This window comes from Photobacterium kishitanii (genome assembly GCF_003026355.1).
GTDB lineage: Bacteria > Pseudomonadota > Gammaproteobacteria > Enterobacterales > Vibrionaceae > Photobacterium > Photobacterium kishitanii.
The window spans coordinates 70,107-86,857 of the sequence record NZ_PYON01000013.1 but is presented as its reverse complement, the minus strand read 5'-3'; the positions used below and the strand labels follow the sequence as shown (position 1 = coordinate 86,857).

12 protein-coding genes and 1 riboswitch are annotated in these 16,751 nt (G+C 41.3%); of the genes, 2 read left to right on the top strand and 10 right to left on the bottom strand.

Annotated features, from left to right (window positions below):
* Complete coding sequence (gene rluA / locus C0W29_RS15140) at positions 1-699, bottom strand: bifunctional tRNA pseudouridine(32) synthase/23S rRNA pseudouridine(746) synthase RluA (protein WP_045041772.1); 699 nt, start codon at positions 697-699, stop codon at positions 1-3.
* Between the two features lie 157 nt (positions 700-856).
* Entirely contained in the window at positions 857-3,778 is a 2,922-nt protein-coding gene (gene rapA / locus C0W29_RS15135; RefSeq protein WP_045041773.1) for an RNA polymerase-associated protein RapA, read from the bottom strand.
* A 325-nt stretch (positions 3,779-4,103) separates the two neighbouring features.
* Here rapA and C0W29_RS15130 point away from each other — a divergent pair, with 325 nt between their 5' ends.
* Complete coding sequence (locus tag C0W29_RS15130) at positions 4,104-5,480, top strand: PhoH family protein (RefSeq protein ID WP_045041774.1); 1,377 nt, start codon at positions 4,104-4,106, stop codon at positions 5,478-5,480.
* 87 nt (positions 5,481-5,567) lie between these two features.
* Here the strand turns inward: C0W29_RS15130 and thiQ are convergent, their stop codons facing one another.
* The 8 genes from thiQ to leuA all read right to left on the bottom strand — a co-directional run bounded on the left by thiQ (position 5,568) and on the right by leuA (position 14,821).
* Positions 5,568-6,299, bottom strand: a complete 732-nt coding sequence (thiQ, locus tag C0W29_RS15125) for a thiamine ABC transporter ATP-binding protein (protein ID WP_045045352.1) — start codon at positions 6,297-6,299, stop codon at positions 5,568-5,570.
* On the bottom strand, positions 6,292-7,899 hold the full coding sequence (gene thiP, locus C0W29_RS15120) for a thiamine/thiamine pyrophosphate ABC transporter permease ThiP (RefSeq protein WP_045045351.1): 1,608 nt from the start codon (positions 7,897-7,899) through the stop codon (positions 6,292-6,294). Before thiP ends, thiQ begins: the two co-directional genes overlap by 8 nt.
* A gap of 12 nt (positions 7,900-7,911) precedes the next feature.
* Positions 7,912-8,874 (bottom strand): thiamine ABC transporter substrate binding subunit, encoded by a 963-nt coding sequence (thiB, locus tag C0W29_RS15115; RefSeq protein ID WP_045045360.1) that lies wholly within the window; start codon positions 8,872-8,874, stop codon positions 7,912-7,914.
* A 143-nt stretch (positions 8,875-9,017) separates the two neighbouring features.
* Positions 9,018-9,134, bottom strand: a riboswitch (TPP riboswitch).
* 28 nt (positions 9,135-9,162) lie between these two features.
* Positions 9,163-9,945, bottom strand: a complete 783-nt coding sequence (locus C0W29_RS15110; protein ID WP_045041777.1) for a DUF547 domain-containing protein — start codon at positions 9,943-9,945, stop codon at positions 9,163-9,165.
* A 124-nt stretch (positions 9,946-10,069) separates the two neighbouring features.
* Positions 10,070-10,672, bottom strand: a complete 603-nt coding sequence (gene leuD, locus C0W29_RS15105; RefSeq protein WP_045045350.1) for a 3-isopropylmalate dehydratase small subunit — start codon at positions 10,670-10,672, stop codon at positions 10,070-10,072.
* 13 nt (positions 10,673-10,685) lie between these two features.
* Complete coding sequence (gene leuC, locus C0W29_RS15100; RefSeq protein ID WP_045041779.1) at positions 10,686-12,128, bottom strand: 3-isopropylmalate dehydratase large subunit; 1,443 nt, start codon at positions 12,126-12,128, stop codon at positions 10,686-10,688.
* Between the two features lie 11 nt (positions 12,129-12,139).
* Positions 12,140-13,228 (bottom strand): 3-isopropylmalate dehydrogenase, encoded by a 1,089-nt coding sequence (leuB, locus tag C0W29_RS15095; RefSeq protein ID WP_036796163.1) that lies wholly within the window; start codon positions 13,226-13,228, stop codon positions 12,140-12,142.
* 51 nt (positions 13,229-13,279) lie between these two features.
* Complete coding sequence (gene leuA, locus C0W29_RS15090) at positions 13,280-14,821, bottom strand: 2-isopropylmalate synthase (protein WP_045041780.1); 1,542 nt, start codon at positions 14,819-14,821, stop codon at positions 13,280-13,282.
* Between the two features lie 859 nt (positions 14,822-15,680).
* Here leuA and leuO point away from each other — a divergent pair.
* Positions 15,681-16,640, top strand: a complete 960-nt coding sequence (gene leuO / locus C0W29_RS15085) for a transcriptional regulator LeuO (RefSeq protein WP_045041781.1) — start codon at positions 15,681-15,683, stop codon at positions 16,638-16,640.
* Positions 16,641-16,751: the final 111 nt, after the last annotated feature.

Sequence of the window (16,751 nt, the reverse complement as noted above, 5' to 3'; positions counted from 1 at the left end):
TTATGGGTAAATTGTTTGAGTTGGTGCTTGTGGATAAAATTCACATGGTGCGAAAAGATGCATCGGCTCATCGGTACCAGGGTGAGTAAAGGTTAGCTCAGCGGCGTGTAATAGCAGTCGCGGTGATGCTGCAAGCGCTTCGTCATTAGCATAGAAGCCATCACCTAAAATAGGGTGCCCGAGTGCTTGCATATGTACTCGTAATTGATGAGAGCGACCAGTGATAGGTAATAAACGCACTAGCGTGGTTTTATCATCGCGGCTTAATACCTCATAGTGAGTAACTGATGGCTTACCATCATCAAAACACACTTTTTGACGAGGACGATTTGGCCAATCACAAATCAGTGGCAAATCAACCGTACCGCTATCATGTTCTAGATGTCCCCATACTCGAGCGTAATAGACTTTTTTCGTTTCACGCTCACGAAATTGTGCTTTGAAATGGCGTTCGGCTGCCTTATTTAAGGCTAATACGATTAAGCCTGATGTACCCATATCTAAACGATGCACAATTTGTGATTGAGGATATTGGGCTAACACGCGCGCAAACACACTGTCATGGTGCTCAGGTTGACGACCTGGGTTTGATAACAGGCCTGCTGGTTTGTTGACAGCAATAATATCACTATCAATAAAAAGGGTATCCAACCAAGGATCTGTGGGTGGATTGTAGATCAGCACTGGCAATGGTTTCATGATGCGCTCGTTGGTGAGAGTAAAAAATTGGTCAGCATACTAATATGAATACCTCATAATTGGTATGCCTATAGCACTGCTACCATAAAAAAGCCGCCGATCAGATGCTGTAAACATATAATCGGCGGCGGAGTTTTTATGGTAATAACGTCAGTAATTAGTTATGACTAACAACAATTAAACGTAATGAATCAAGTTGAATTTGCGCTTTGGCAATGTAATCGGTCAAATCTAAAATTTGAGTTTCAATCAATTCTAATTCGTCATCACGAATATTTGGGTTAACCGCTTTTAGTGCCAGTAAGCGTTGATGTTCAGCGCGTAAGCTTGCTTCCATCTCTGCTTGTGCTTGGCTACGAACGCTAACCAACTCTTTATCAATTTCGCGTTCAGCATGAGCAATTAAAGTATGGATCTCTTTCTGTACTGAATTGACTAGCTTACTGCTTAAATGACGGTTAATTGGGCTTAACTGACGGTTAAAGCTTTCAAACTCAACATTCGCCGACAGGTTATTGCCTTTACTATCAAGTAAAATACGAATTGGCGTTTTCGGTAAGAAACGGCCGATGCCTGATTGTTTTGGTGCTTGCGCATCAACCACATAAATCAGTTCTAACAATAACGTACCGACTGGTAATGCTTTGTTTTTCAATAATGAAACAGCAGTCGTACCAACGCCTTCACTCAATAGTAATTCGATACCACCTTGAATCATTGGGTGTTCCCAGCTGATAAAGTGCAGATCTTCGCGTGATAGCGCCGTATTTCGATCAAAAGTAATCGTACAGCCGTCATACGGTAAACCTGGGTAGCTCGCGACCATCATGTGTTCCGATGGGGTGACTACAATTGCGTTTTCACCTTTATCGTCTTGGTTAAGGCCGATAGTGTCAAATAAGCCAAGAGCGAAAGAGACCAAGTTGGTATCGCCGTCTTTGCTACTGATTTGTTCAACTAATTGTTGAGCAGCCTCACCACCGTTAGAGTGGATTTCAAGTAAACGATCACGACCTTGTTCAAGTTTGCCTTTGAGTTCGTTATGTAGCGCAGCACTTTGAGTGATCACAGCTTCTAGAGCATCGCTATCTTGCTTATCACTTGCAAGTAGAGTGATGAGATCTTCACATACTGCTTCGTAAACTGGGCGACCTGTTGGGCAGGTTTCTTCAAAAGCGTTTAAACCTTCGTTGAACCAACGTGCAAGTAATGCTTGTGACGTTCCCTCAAGATGCGGCACATGAATTTCAATTTCACGCTGTTGACCAATACGATCTAAACGACCAATACGTTGCTCGAGTAAGTCAGGGTTACTTGGTAAATCGAACATTACTAATTGATTAGCAAATTGAAAGTTACGCCCTTCAGAGCCAATTTCTGAACAGATTAAGACCTGAGCGCCACTTTCTTCTTGAGCAAAATACGCGGCGGCTTTATCGCGCTCAATAATTGACATCCCTTCATGGAACACGGTGGCACGAATACCTTCACGTTCACGTAATGCTTGCTCTAATGTTAACGCGGTTTGAGCGCGAGAACAGATCACCAATACTTTTTCATTACGGTTGGCTTTTAGCATATCTAATAGCCAATTAATACGTGGATCAAAGTTCCACCATGTGGCTGATTCACCTTCAAATTCTTGATAGATATCTTCAGGGTAAAGCAGTTTAATGGCTTTTTCGTTAATGCTTAGCTTACCTGACATCATACTTGCAACACGCATTGCGGTGCTGTATTGATTAGGCATTGGTAATGGATACATATTAAGGTGACGCTTAGGGAAACCTTTGATAGCTGAACGGGTATTACGGAACAATACGCGGCCAGTACCATGGCGATCCATCAGATTACTGATCAGTTCATGGCGAGCTTCTAATGCGGCTACGTCATCATCAGTAGCCGCATTTTCAATGGCAGTTATCATTGGCTCAACATCTTGACCAGCAAGTAAATCAATTAAGGTTTGCTTGGCGTTGTTATTGAGTTTTTCTCCCGCAAGTAATTGAGATACTGCATCTGCAACAGGTTCGTATAGACGCTCTTCTTCAACAAAAGCGTCATAATCGTAAAAACGATCAGGATCCAATAAGCGTAGGCGTGCAAAGTGACTTTCACGGCCTAATTGTTCTGGGGTTGCGGTAAGTAATAATACCCCTGGCGTTTTTTCAGCAATCGCTTCAACCACTTGATATTGACGGCTTGGGCGCTCTTCACTCCACTCAAGGTGATGTGCTTCATCAACAATCAATAGATCCCAATCGGCATCAAGCGCTTGTTCAAAGCGGCGACGACTCTTACGTAGAAAATCAAGCGAACACAATACAAATTGTGCAGTATCAAATGGGTTGGCAGAGTCAGCAAAAGCTTCAACACAACGCTCTTCATCAAAAATAGAAAAGTGAAGGTTAAAACGACGCATCATTTCCACGAGCCATTGGTGTTGTAGTGTTTCTGGTACCAAAATTAGAATACGTTCAGCACGGCCTGACAACACTTGTTGGTGGATGATCATACCCGCTTCAATGGTTTTACCTAAACCGACTTCATCAGCCAGTAAAACGCGTGGAGCGTAACGACGACCCACTTCATGGGCGATGTAAAGTTGGTGTGGAATTAAACCTGCACGCATGCCACATAAACCACGTAATGGGCTTTTTAATTGTTCATATTGGTTTTTTAGCGCACGGTAGCGTAACGCAAACCGATCCATGCGATCGATTTGGCCTGCAAATAATTTATCTTGCGGTTTATTAAATCGAATTTGATGGCTTAAAAATATTTCACGTAATGCAACATCACTTGCTTCGGTATCTGTACGAGTACCGATATAAGTGATAATTCCTTTATCTTCTTCGATCGCTTCAACTTTTAGCGACCAGCCTTCGTGGCTTTCAATCACATCGCCAACATTAAACATTACGCGGGTAACTGGTGCATCATGGCGAGCGTATAAGCGGTTTTCATCTGATGCTGGAAACATCAAAGTGACAGTTCGTGGCTCAATCGCAACGACTGTGCCCAAACCTAAATCACTTTCTGTATCACTGATCCAACGTTGACCCAAAGCAAATGGCATAGTGCTAAAAACCTTCTAATTATTTGATATAAAGGAAAATGTTATAATTCGCGTTATCTGTTTATCGTCTATAATAAAACTAAATGCATAAATGAATAATACGGCATACGCATAACTCAAAAATGGGGGAGTTATGGTACTGCATGATGTGATTAAGGTCACGGTGAAAGTGTGTAAAAAAGGCTTAAGTTCCAATGTCATTTTAGTTTCATCAACTCCGGTCATTAATAGAGATGACGTCGTTATTTAACTAAATCGTTAATTTTGACGTAAGCTAAAATAGGATAGTAAGTTTATTGCTATTTGCCCTACCAAGGAGGTGCTTATGGACAATGCCGAACGGAAACTGTTTGTATTAGATACAAATATTCTGCTTCATGAACCTCTCGCTATCTTCTCTTTCCAAGAACACGACGTGGTAATTCCCATGACGGTATTGGAAGAGTTAGATCGTATCAAAGACAGTAAACGTGATGTTTCTCGTGATGCACGAGTTGCAATTCGTGCCTTAGAAAATATCTTTCACGATGCCACCCCTGAACAAATTTCAGCGGGTATTTGTTTTAATGATCAAATTCCTCACAACGGTACCATTGCCATTTTTGCTGATTATGAAGTCAAACAAACGGTGCATGCGTTTAGTGATAAAGCGGGTGATAACCGTATTCTTAATAGCGTTCTTTTTTTACAACAAAAACATGCTCCCAGAAGCGTAGTCTTAGTCACTAAAGATATCAATATGCGCTTACGAGCTAAAGGTGCTGGAGTATTGAATGTCGACGATTATCGTTCTGATCAATTGATTGATGATGTTGCTTTACTCAGTAAAGGTTTTCATCGTTATAGCGGTAATTTTTGGAGTAACGTCGTTGAATGTCATTCTGAAAATCGAGGGAGCTCAACCTTACATACCTTGCCAAAAGTGTTATTTGAAACGCCTTATGTGAATCAATATTTACTTGATGATAGCGAAGAGTTTGCCGCGCGTATCAAAGCAATTGATGGTGAAGAGGTCACCATTAAAGATATTAGCTACGAACGCTTAATGCATCGTCAAGCATGGGGCGTTCACCCTAAAAATATTTATCAGGGAATGGCGTTGGATGCGATGCTCGATCCGAACATTGATTTGGTGATCTTAACGGGGCCTGCAGGTTGTGGTAAAACCATTTTAGCGATGGCCGCCGCCTTAGAGCAGGTAATTGAAAAAGGGATGTATGACAAGATCATCGTCACTCGTAATACGCCTGAAATTGCAGAATCTATCGGTTTTTTACCAGGCACAGAAGAAGAGAAAATGTTGCCGTGGTTAGCGGCAGTGACCGACACGATGGAAGCGTTACATAAGCATGATGTTTGTACTGATGGCTCAATGAAGTACATTTTTGATAAAGCGAATATTCAATTTAAATCGATCAACTTTATGCGTGGGCGTTCGATTCAAAATGCGTTTGTACTACTTGATGAGTGTCAAAACTTAACTGCATCTCAGATTAAAACTATTATTACCCGTTGTGGTGAAGGCACTAAATTGGTGTGTTCAGGCAACCTTGCTCAAATTGATTCAAATTATTTGTCACCAGTGACATCAGGCTTAACCTATATTGTCGAACGGTTTAAGCATTTTGACGGTAGTGCCAATATTTATCTTAATGGCGTGGTACGGAGTCGCTTAGCGGAGTTTGCTGAAGAAAATCTTTAGTTTGATGCCGATTTTATTGATTGTTTTAACGACAGAAGGCGAGCTCTTGGCTGATAATGCCAAGAGCTCGCCTTTATTTGGGGGCAACTACTGTGGTGTGTCTAATCCAAGATAATGACGTAAATCAGCTTGTTGCGGCTGGTTTAGTAATATGTCAGTGTCGCCAAATGCTTTAACTTCGCCGTTATCAACGAAGATACATTTATTGGCGATTTTTTTCGCATCATCAGGACTATGAGTGATCATTAACACTGTGATGGCTTGCTGTTGTGCCAATTGTTGGACTAACTTGAGCATATCATTACGCAGTGCTGGATCTAGGGCAGAGAACGGTTCGTCGAGTAATAGTAGCGGACGTTGACGAATAAGACAGCGTGCGAGCGCTACCCGTTGGCGTTGTCCCCCAGACAGTTGTTCTGGTAGACGAGCTAAATATGAATCGAGCCCGACCTTAGCGGCAGCATCATGTACCTGTTGTTGCTGGTGTGCGTTTAGTTTAAGACGTGGATCAACCCCTAAGGCGATATTTTCGTACACCGTTAAATGTGGAAATAAATTGTGCTCTTGAAATAACATTGATAATGGGCGCAGGGCAGGATCCAGCATAATAATGGATTGCTGGTGGATACTGATATCGCCGCTATTCGGTTGCAAAAAACCAGCAATAAGTGCTAATAAGGTACTTTTTCCTGCACCACTTGGACCAATCAGCGCCGCAATATCACCTTGTTGGAGCGTAAAGTTAAAGCTTAACGGCATTGGGTGTTCATGCTGGTGTTGAGGTTGGTAGGTATAACGTAATTGGTTTACATCAAGCATGGTGTTTACCTTTGGTACGCCGAGGTTGGAAGCAGTATTCAATGGCACTGAATAAGCCTAAACTGAGTAATAACAATAATAATGCCGCCACAGCAGCACCATCCATACGGTAGCTACCCATTAATTGAAATAAATACAGTGGCAGTGTTTGGAAATCTTGACTGCCAAATAAAGCGATAGCACCGAGATCGCCGAGAGAAAGCACCAAACTGATCGCCAATGCTTGTGCGATTGGTCGACGTAGGGATCGCCATTCGACCAGTCGTAATCGTGACCAGCCATTCATCCCTAAACTATGGCATAAGAGGTTGTACTGCTGGGCAATATGGAGCATTGGTTGACTGAGGGTCTTTATTACATAAGGCAATGCCATTAATGCATTCACTCCCACTACGACCCAAAATGCGGTGCCATAGACATCGGTATATTGACGTAATAGTAAGAAGATCCCAGTACTTAACACCAGCCCAGGTGTGACTAAAATGATGGTACCGATCATTTCGATACTATCGGCGCCAAAGCGTTGTTTCGTTAATCGTAACTGCCGACTAGCCAGTAAGATCATCACCCCAAATACAAATGCTAAACCACACGCCATAACGGCAATTTTGAGTGAATTAGCCACTGCGTGCCAGAGTGCTGGTTGTTGCAATAACTGTGGTAATTGGCGATTTAAACCCGCAATAAAGACCGCGATAATGGGTGGGATTACTAGTAATATTGCCCCAATTATCCAACTCCAATCCCAACATTTGGCGCGCCAATTATCTTGATAATTCACTACGTTTTTACCAACTGATGCGCTAAATGTTGCTAATGGTTTAGAAAAACGGTGGCTGAGTAATACTAACCCACCACAAAGTAACATTTGCCACAGGGCTAAAATAGCGCCAGTTGCAAGATCGAAGTCATAGCGAATCGCTTGATAAATAGCCAGTTCAATTGTGGTTGATTTAGGGCCACCACCAAGGGACATAATTACCGCAAAACTGGTAAAACACAGCATGAAAATGAGTCCAGCGACATGGGGCAATTGTTGGCGTAATCGTGGCCAAGCAACAAGTCTAAATTTATGCCAACCCCTAATGCCTAAATGGGCTGCTAATTGATGTTGTTCATGGGGAATCGCTTCTAAACTTTGGAGTAAGAACCGTACTGCTAAGGGTAAATTGAGAAAAACATGCGCCAGTAAAATCCCGCTTAAACCATAAATATTGAGCCGAGGTAATCCAAGCAGGCTTAGTCCATGACTAATGATCCCACTTTTACCGTAGATAGCTAATAGACCAAATACCGCCACTAATACTGGCATGACTAAGGTCATTGCAAACAAACGTAGTAACAGCTGTTTGCCAATAAAATTACGCCGTGATAATGCGTAAGCAATCGCAATTGCGGGGATTATGCTAAGTAATGTTGACAGTAAAGCTTGGTAAAAACTAAACCGTGTAACGTGACGTAAATAGGGATCATGCCATAAGCTACTTAGTTGCCATTGACCTGCATGGATAATAAGACTGGTGATCGCGGCGATCACCAGTAATAGAATAAGCCCAGCACTAGATAGCCCAGGCAGTAGTTGAGTTACACGTTTATTCACAGCTCTATGCCATTATTGGGTCAGCGCTTGCTGCCACTCTCGAATCCATGCTTTACGCTTATGAGCAACTTCATCAGCACTAAATTCTAATGCTTTATCAGGTACAGTTAATTGTTTAAATGCTGCTGGTAATGGCTGCTTAGTCACCGGATACATCCAGTTATGAGTGGCAATTTGAGATTGAAAGTCATCACTGACGATGAACTGCATAAATTGATCAGCAAGTTTAGGATGAGGGCTATTTTTCATTTTAGCCGCCACTTCAACTTGCATGTAATGACCTTCTTTGAAGTTAGCCGCCTTATATTGGGTCTTGTGCTCTTCAATGATGTGATAGGCCGGCGAGGTGGTGTATGACAATACCATATCTGCTTCACCATCAAGGAACATGTTGTAAGCTTCTGACCAGCCTTTAGTAACGGTAACTGTGTGTTTGGCTAACTGTTGCCATGCAGCGGCAGCTTTATCACCATAAACTGATTTCATCCATAACATTAGCCCTTGACCTGGAGTTGAGGTGCGGGGATCTTGATAGATCACACTGATGTTTTGATCATTAACCAGTGCTTTTAAACTTGTTGGTGGGTTGGGTAATTTGGTGCTGTCATAAACAAACGCAAAATAGCCATAATCGTAGGGAATAAAGGTGTCGTCATGCCAGCCTTTAGGTAGCGTTAATTTACTAAGATCAACATGCTGTTTGGCTAATAGCCCTGTTTGCTTGGCTTCAGTCATGAGATTGTTATCTAACCCGAGCAGAATGTCGGCTTGGCTGCGGCTGCCTTCAAGGCGAACACGGTTAAGAATTGATACGCCATCTTCTAAAGAGACAAAGTTAACCTTACAGCCATTACATTGCGCTTCAAAGGCTTTTTTAATGATAGGTCCCGGTCCCCATTCAGACGAAAACGAACTGTAGGTATAAACATTAAGAGTATTATCGGCGGCGAAGGCGTTGCTGGAGAGTAACGACATCGAAATTAACGGTAAAAGTGTATAACTGATTTTCACTATGCGCTCCTGATGTTTACATCCTGCAAACAAAATAAAAAGAGAGAGCGGCACAGGGTTGAGAGGGGAAGCATCATGCTGTAATAGCAGATTTACATGAGCGAAATACCCATGCGTTTCTCAATTCCTACGCCAGCATTACCTGGTTCAGGTTCAATGGGTTCTGCTATACCAATCAAGGTCATAACAACAATCTCAGCCTAACGGCTCCCCAATGAGAACACGAGTATTGTACCTGTAATAGACGTTAAGTTATAGCTTCCTATTTAACAACCAGTTGTAATCAAATTTGATGTTCTTGGCAGTGATTTTTTTATGCACACGATAATGATTTATATGCTGCAATAAAGCCTGTTGATTACCAAAGTCGGCACTATACCAATCATAAATTGACGATAAAGTGGTTTGGGTTGAGTTAGTACGTACCCCTTTAGGACTATTAATAAACCTGCTCGCAGCAGCATCGAGTTGATGATTTAATTGCTGGCTGTCAAATACTTGTGGTAGTAAATCAGGGCAGCCTAAACTGGCACAATTAACCGCATAATGAATACGAGGATCGCGCCAGATCGGACGTAATATTCGGTGTTCTATATCATTAAGACTAAGCGTTTTATTGTTGATCGTCACTATAGGTTGATCCCATGGTCCAAAACTAAAAAAGCCACCAAGTTTAGTGATCGAAGTGATTGGATAATTATTAATGATCAATTGCACTGTCAGCGCATTATAAAGATTAACCCAATAACTAAATTGGACATTACGATTATATTGACGTGGGTCAAGATCGCTTAGTTGGTTGATATAATTACTTAATTGTTGTTTGTCTGCGGTGGTGACATCACCATAACGAAAGAGTGTTTGTTGAGGTTGTACAACGAGATATTTATCCAATAACTGTTGCCATTGGTGATGATCTATTTGACGTTGATCAGTGGCAAGCTGATCCTGCCAATAAGGTAAAAGATCTGCTTTTGGTGCTGCGAAAATAGTCATTGACCATAAAATACATAATAAGCTTAAAACAATGCGCATAAGTAACCAATTATAGAGGTAAGATAACTATCAAGACCGCTACAAGTCTTCGTTTATTACAAGGTTGATAGTAATTTTAGGAACAAACGCCTGATTATTACAGGCGTTTTATTGCGCGGGTTATTTAAGCAAGGAAAGTTGGAATATTCGCTTCGTATTCAGCAATTTTTGCTTGATGTTGCAGCGTTAAGCCAATGTTATCTAATCCGTTTAATAGACAGTGACGTCGAAATTCATCAATCTCAAAGGAGTATTGTTTACCGTTGGCAAATACTGTCATAGCTTCCAGATCAACGGTGATCTCAGCCCCCAGAGTTGTCTCTATATAGTTAAATAATTCATCAATTTGTTGATCAGTTAAGCGTACTGGGATCATTTGGTTATTGATTGAATTACCATAAAAAATATCCGCAAAACAGGGGGCGATCATCACTTTAATACCGTAATCAGCCAGTGCCCACGGTGCATGTTCCCGTGATGAACCACAGCCAAAATTTTCACGGGCGAGTAAAATGGTTGCGCCTTGGTAACGTGGTGCATTCATGACGAAATCTGGATTAGGCTGTTGACCTGCATCATCTAAAAAGCGCCAATCATGAAATAAGTGTTGTCCAAAACCAGTACGGGTGACTTTTTGTAAAAATTGTTTTGGAATAATGGCATCGGTATCAATGTTGGCGGTATTTAATGGCACTACCAATCCAGTATGTTGGGTAAAACCTGTCATAGTTATGTCCTTATTATGCCGATACGGGTTCAAGTTGGCGAATATCTACAAAGTGACCAGCACATGCCGCCGCTGCTGCCATTGCTGGGCTTACTAAGTGAGTTCGACCATCACGGCCTTGACGACCTTCAAAGTTACGGTTGCTGGTCGATGCACAACGTTCACCTGGGCCTAAGCGATCGTTGTTCATGGCGAGGCACATTGAACAACCCGGTAGCCGCCACTCAAAGCCTGCTTCAATAAAGATCTTATCTAACCCTTCTTGCTCGGCTTGGGCTTTGACTTGCTCAGAGCCGGGTACCACTAATGCTTGCACATGCGCCGCAACTTTACGCCCTTTCGCTATCGCAGCAGCAGCACGCATATCTTCAATACGAGAGTTAGTACAAGAGCCAATAAATACTTTATCAACGGCGTAATCAGATAATGACTTTTGCGCTTCTAATCCCATATAAGCTAACGCTTTTTTAGCAGATGTTTGCTCGACAGGGTCTGTAAAACTTTCAGGAGTAGGGATCGGCTCATCAACGGCGATTACTTGGCCAGGATTAGTACCCCATGTGACTTGTGGTTTAATCTCTTTAGCATCAAGGGTCACGACAGCATCAAACGTTGCTTCAGGATCAGATTTTAATGAGCTCCAGTACTTCACCGCAGCATCAAAATCAGCGCCTTTAGGTGCAAACTTACGATCTTTAATGTAATCAAAAGTGATTTGATCTGGTGCAATTAATCCCGCTTTAGCGCCAAGCTCGATCGCCATATTACACACGGTCATGCGACCTTCCATCGATAAATCAGTGATTGCCTCACCACAAAACTCGACCACATACCCAGTACCACCGGCAGCCGTGGTTTTACCTATGATTGCCAACACAATATCTTTGGCGGTAATACCTGCCGCCACTTTACCTTTAACTTCAATCTTCATGGTTTTAGCACGTGATTGTTTCAGGGTTTGAGTCGCTAATACATGCTCAACTTCAGAGGTACCAATACCAAACGCAAGCGCACCAAATGCGCCATGAGTAGCAGTGTGTGAGTCACCACAAACAATGGTCATTCCAGGCAAAGTAATGCCGAGCTCTGGCCCCATTACATGGACAATTCCCTGATATTTGTGGTTAAGATCGTATAACGTCACTCCGAAATCAGCACAGTTTTTAGCTAACGTTTCCATTTGGATACGTGCCATTTCACCAGAGGCATTAATGTCTTTGGTCTGAGTTGAAACGTTATGATCCATTGTGGCAAAAGTTTTATTAACTTGGCGTACTTGGCGGCCTTGTTCGCGAAGGCCATCAAATGCTTGTGGCGAAGTCACTTCATGCACTAAATGGCGATCGATATACAAAATCGGGTTTTCGCCAGCAGCAGCAACAACGATATGGGCATCATAAACTTTTTGATAAAGTGTCTTGGCTGGGGTTGCCAGCGAAGTTGTATTATTCGACATTATGCTAATCCTTATGCATGTTGAATATAGGCTGCGATTTTGTCACCCATTTCGCTGGTGGTTAGAGCGGTGCCATTACCAGCTAAATCAGCCGTGAGCTCACCGGCTTCTAATGCTTGTGCTACCGCTCTTTCTATTGCGCGTGCGGCATCTTCTTCACCAAGACTGTAACGTAGCATTAAGGCTGCTGATAAAATCTGTGCAATTGGGTTGGCGATGTTTTTACCTGCAATATCAGGTGCTGAACCGCCTGCTGGTTCATACATACCAAACTTTTGTTGGTTTAAACTTGCTGATGGCAACATTCCCATAGAACCGGTGATCATTGCACACTCATCGGAAATAATATCGCCAAAAATATTTGAACATAGCATGACATCAAACTGCGATGGATCTTTGATTAACTGCATAGTGGCATTATCAATGTACATATGGGTTAAGCTAACATCGGGGTAACCTAGGGCGACTTCTTCAACAACTTCGCGCCATAAAATAGAACTTTGTAGGACGTTGGCTTTATCAATTGAGCATACTTTTTTACGGCGTAATTGAGCTGATTCAAAAGCAATTTTAGCAATTCGCTCAATTTCATAACGATGATAAATTTCAGTATCAAACGCTTTTTCTTGGGCGCCTTCACCTTCGCGGCCTTTTGGTAGACCGAAGTAAATACCGCCAGTTAATTCACGTACGACGGCAATATCAAAGCCACGCTCAGAAATATCAGCACGTAGCGGTGAAAAGCGTTCTAAGCCACGATGAATTTGTGCCGGACGTAGATTACAAAACAATTGAAAGTGCTTACGCAATGGGAGTAAAGCGCCGCGTTCAGGTTGATCATTCGGTGCGAGGTGTTCCCATTTAGGGCCACCAACAGAGCCAAATAGCACCGCATCTGCTGCTTCACAGCCTTTTAAAGTGATGGCGGGTAATGGACAACCATGATTATCAATCGCAATACCACCAACATCGAACTGATGACAATGAAGAGTAATATCAAACTGCTGTTGCACCGCAGCCAATACTTTGTGTGCTTGTTGCATTACTTCTGGGCCAATACCGTCACCGGGTAGTACCGCTATATTATATGAACCTGCCATGGTGGATGCTCTCCGTAATGTACTAAAAATAAAATTGAATTGGTTAATAAGTTATTGGCTATTTTGTTGTTTGATAGTCGCGATTTGATCGGCACGATGAATACTATTGATAACATGGATCAGAGCCTGACCTGACGCTTCAACAATATCAGTCGCTAGACCGGTGCCGTGGTATTTACGACCTTTGTAATTAGCAATGATATCCGCTTGGCCTAAACCATCTTCACCTTCGCCTTTTGCAGTAAGATCAAATTTATCTAATACAATCTCATAACCTGTTAGACGATAGATACATTGATAAAGTGCATCAACCGGACCATTGCCGACAGCAGCTTCACACTTTTCTTCTGCACCACATTGAAGCTTAATGCTAGTGGTTGCCATCACACTGCCAGATTGCACACTTAAATAGTTTATTTTGAAAAAGTCATCTTCATCGCGCAGGTTAGCAAAATGCATTAATGCTTCTAGATCGTAATCAAATACTTGGCCTTTACGATCCGCCAATTTAAGAAAATCAGCGTAAAGTTTATCTAGATCGTATTCATGCTCGGTATAGCCAAGGGTATCCATATGGCTTTTAACGGCAGCTCGGCCTGAGCGACTAGTAAGATTTAGCGCTTGATTCTTAAGACCAATCGAATTGGGGGTCATGATTTCATAGGTATTTTTATTTTTCAGCATGCCGTCTTGATGAATACCGGAAGAGTGGCTAAAGGCATTGCCCCCGACTATCGCTTTATTAGCTTGAATCGGCATATTACATAGCTGACTGACCATTTTGCTGGTGCGATGGATCTCGTTATGTTTGATATTAGTATGCACCCCTAATAGTGATTGACGGGTTTTAATTATCATCGCTATTTCTTCGAGGGCGCAGTTTCCTGCTCGTTCACCAAGACCATTTATTGTACCTTCGACTTGACGAGCACCGGCTTGAATCGCTGCCATTGAATTAGCAACTGACATGCCTAGATCATCATGACAGTGAACGGAAATGACGGCTTTATCGATATTAGGTACGCGATCAAACAGTTGGCTGATAATGCCGCCAAACTCACTTGGAAGGGTGTAACCAACAGTATCAGGAATATTAATAGTATTAGCGCCAGCTTTAATCGCGGCTTCTACCATACGGCATAGGTTATCTATTGGTGTTCGTCCCGCATCTTCACATGAGAATTCGACATCATCGGTATATTTTCGTGCCCGTTTTACCGCCGCAATACCCATTTCAATGACATCATCATAGCTACGGCGCAATTTATCTTGTACATGAACCGTTGAGGTTGAAATAAAGGTATGGATACGAAATGCTTCTGCGACTTTTAATGATTCAGCTGCAACATCAATGTCTTTTTCGACAGCACGAGCAAGTGCACAGATTCGGCTATGTTTAATGTGTTTAGCGATGGTCTGTACTGACTCAAAATCACCGGGGGACGAGACCGGAAAACCAGCCTCGATAACATCGACGCCTAACCGTTCAAGTGCATAGGCTATTTGCAATTTTTCTTTAACAGTTAAGCTGGCTGATAATGCTTGCTCGCCATCACGCAAGGTTGTATCAAAAATAATGACCTGATCTTTCATAGTGACATCCTTTTAAATATAAGCCGATATAAGGCTGAGTTCCGCATTCACTTGCGCTGGTCAAAATATGAAAAAACCCGCGCTTGGTTGCGCGGGTTTTGAAATCTTTGGTGGTGTTTCCCACTCGATAGCAACCCGCGCGATTATGTCACGATAAGGAGGAGCGTTAAGAGGATAGAGAAACATGTTTTCATTTCATTAAAGACTTCAATAAATTCAGTTAACAAATGAATATCAAATAGACAGGCTATAGGTCAACCAAAAGTTGTATTTTTTTTGTACTTTTAGTCAGTAAGAGGAGTCTAAAAAAGATAAAAATCGGGTTATAGAAATGAGGTGTAAGTAGTCACTAACTTATTAGGGGTAAATTGAATGACAATTATTAATAATATAATTAGTTATAGAACTAGAAACTATTATTAAAAATAATAATTGTTTCTAGTTATTATATTTATATATCTATAATGTTTAACTAGCGGTATATGCAAAATTTAAATATATAATAAGTATATAATATTCTCATTGTGAATTTTAATTTGAAAATAAATGATAATCTTTGAAAATAAAAGACTATTTTATCTTATTTTATTAACGTTTGTTTTATTTATATTAAATTAACTTTATCTTTATATTTAATTAAACTGTTGAATTTTAATGATTTATTTTTCTGAATTGTAATTAAATAAGTGACTGTTCATATTGTCTTATTTTCTATTATTAGTTTCATCAATCTATATGGTTGATACTTGTTGTATCCCAACAAGGGCATTCAAAGCAGACACTGTAGACAGTAAAAATAATGTCTAAGTTAGTATGGCATTGCGATGCACCAATAATAATTAAATTTTAGAGGTATACCATGAGCCGAACAACTACTTCAGTTTCTGCTGTTGATAATTATAGTATGGAATCAACATTACGCAGTGTAGATCTTAATTTATTGACTGTTTTTGATGCGGTTATGCAGGAGCAAAATATCACTCGTGCAGCGCAAAATTTAGGTATGTCGCAACCAGCAGTAAGTAATGCTGTTGCGCGTTTAAAAGTGATGTTTAATGATGAACTATTTATTCGTCATGGTCGTGGCATTCAACCAACGCAACGTGCTAAACAATTGTTTGGTCCATTACGTCAAGCATTGCAGTTGGTAAAAAATGAATTACCGTGTTCTATTTTTGCGCCATTAACATCAAGCCGCACTTTTAAACTCGCAATTTGTAGTCCTTCAGATATGCGTTTTGCACCGACGGTGTTATCAACGATGCGTGAACAAGCACCGAATATTCAATTGCAATTAGAAGCCGAATTAGACGCAGAATTACCACAAAAAATGCGTTATCAGGAAGTTGATTTTGTGATTGATTATGCACGATTTGATGAAGATGGTTTCTGTAGTACAGAGCTATTTTGTGATGAGTTAGTTGCTATTGTTGCTAACGATCATCCTCGTATTAGAGACAGCATTTCTGCTGATGAATTTAATACTGAAATGCATGCGGTACTGAAATCAGTTTCGGATGTAAAAATGTTTGCAGATGATATTTATAATCACAGTGCAGCAAATTGTCAGGATGCTTATCAAGGTGCAAGTCTAAACGATATTATGTTTGTAGTAAGTCAATCTGAATTGATTGCGGTGGCTCCACGTTGGTTAGCTGAAGCGTCAGCTGAAAACTTACAAATTAAGGTATTATCGCTACCATTTGCTAATGCTAAGATCACCGGCTATCTGAGCTGGCATGAATCAACGCAGAAAGATAAAGGTAATATTTGGATGCGTGATCAGTTAATGGCTATTTGTGGTGATCTGACCAGCTAATAGTTAATATAGCGATACCATAAAGCCAGCTTAAATGCTGGCTTTTTTATTGGCTAAATAAAATTATATCGACTGGCGATAGCATTAAATAGCTAACGTAACGATGTTTTT

Coding starts and splice junctions, on each gene's coding strand:
- rapA (WP_045041773.1), bottom strand. CDS start 3,778: ATGCCATTTGCTTTGGGTCAACGTTGGATCAGTGATACAGAAAGTGAT.
- C0W29_RS15130 (WP_045041774.1), top strand. CDS start 4,104: ATGGACAATGCCGAACGGAAACTGTTTGTATTAGATACAAATATTCTG.
- C0W29_RS15110 (WP_045041777.1), bottom strand. CDS start 9,945: ATGCGCATTGTTTTAAGCTTATTATGTATTTTATGGTCAATGACTATT.
- leuC (WP_045041779.1), bottom strand. CDS start 12,128: ATGTCGAATAATACAACTTCGCTGGCAACCCCAGCCAAGACACTTTAT.
- leuA (WP_045041780.1), bottom strand. CDS start 14,821: ATGAAAGATCAGGTCATTATTTTTGATACAACCTTGCGTGATGGCGAG.
- leuB (WP_036796163.1), bottom strand. CDS start 13,228: ATGGCAGGTTCATATAATATAGCGGTACTACCCGGTGACGGTATTGGC.
- thiQ (WP_045045352.1), bottom strand. CDS start 6,299: ATGCTTGATGTAAACCAATTACGTTATACCTACCAACCTCAACACCAG.
- leuO (WP_045041781.1), top strand. CDS start 15,681: ATGAGCCGAACAACTACTTCAGTTTCTGCTGTTGATAATTATAGTATG.
- leuD (WP_045045350.1), bottom strand. CDS start 10,672: ATGACAGGTTTTACCCAACATACTGGATTGGTAGTGCCATTAAATACC.
- rluA (WP_045041772.1), bottom strand. CDS start 699: ATGAAACCATTGCCAGTGCTGATCTACAATCCACCCACAGATCCTTGG.
- thiB (WP_045045360.1), bottom strand. CDS start 8,874: ATGTCGTTACTCTCCAGCAACGCCTTCGCCGCCGATAATACTCTTAAT.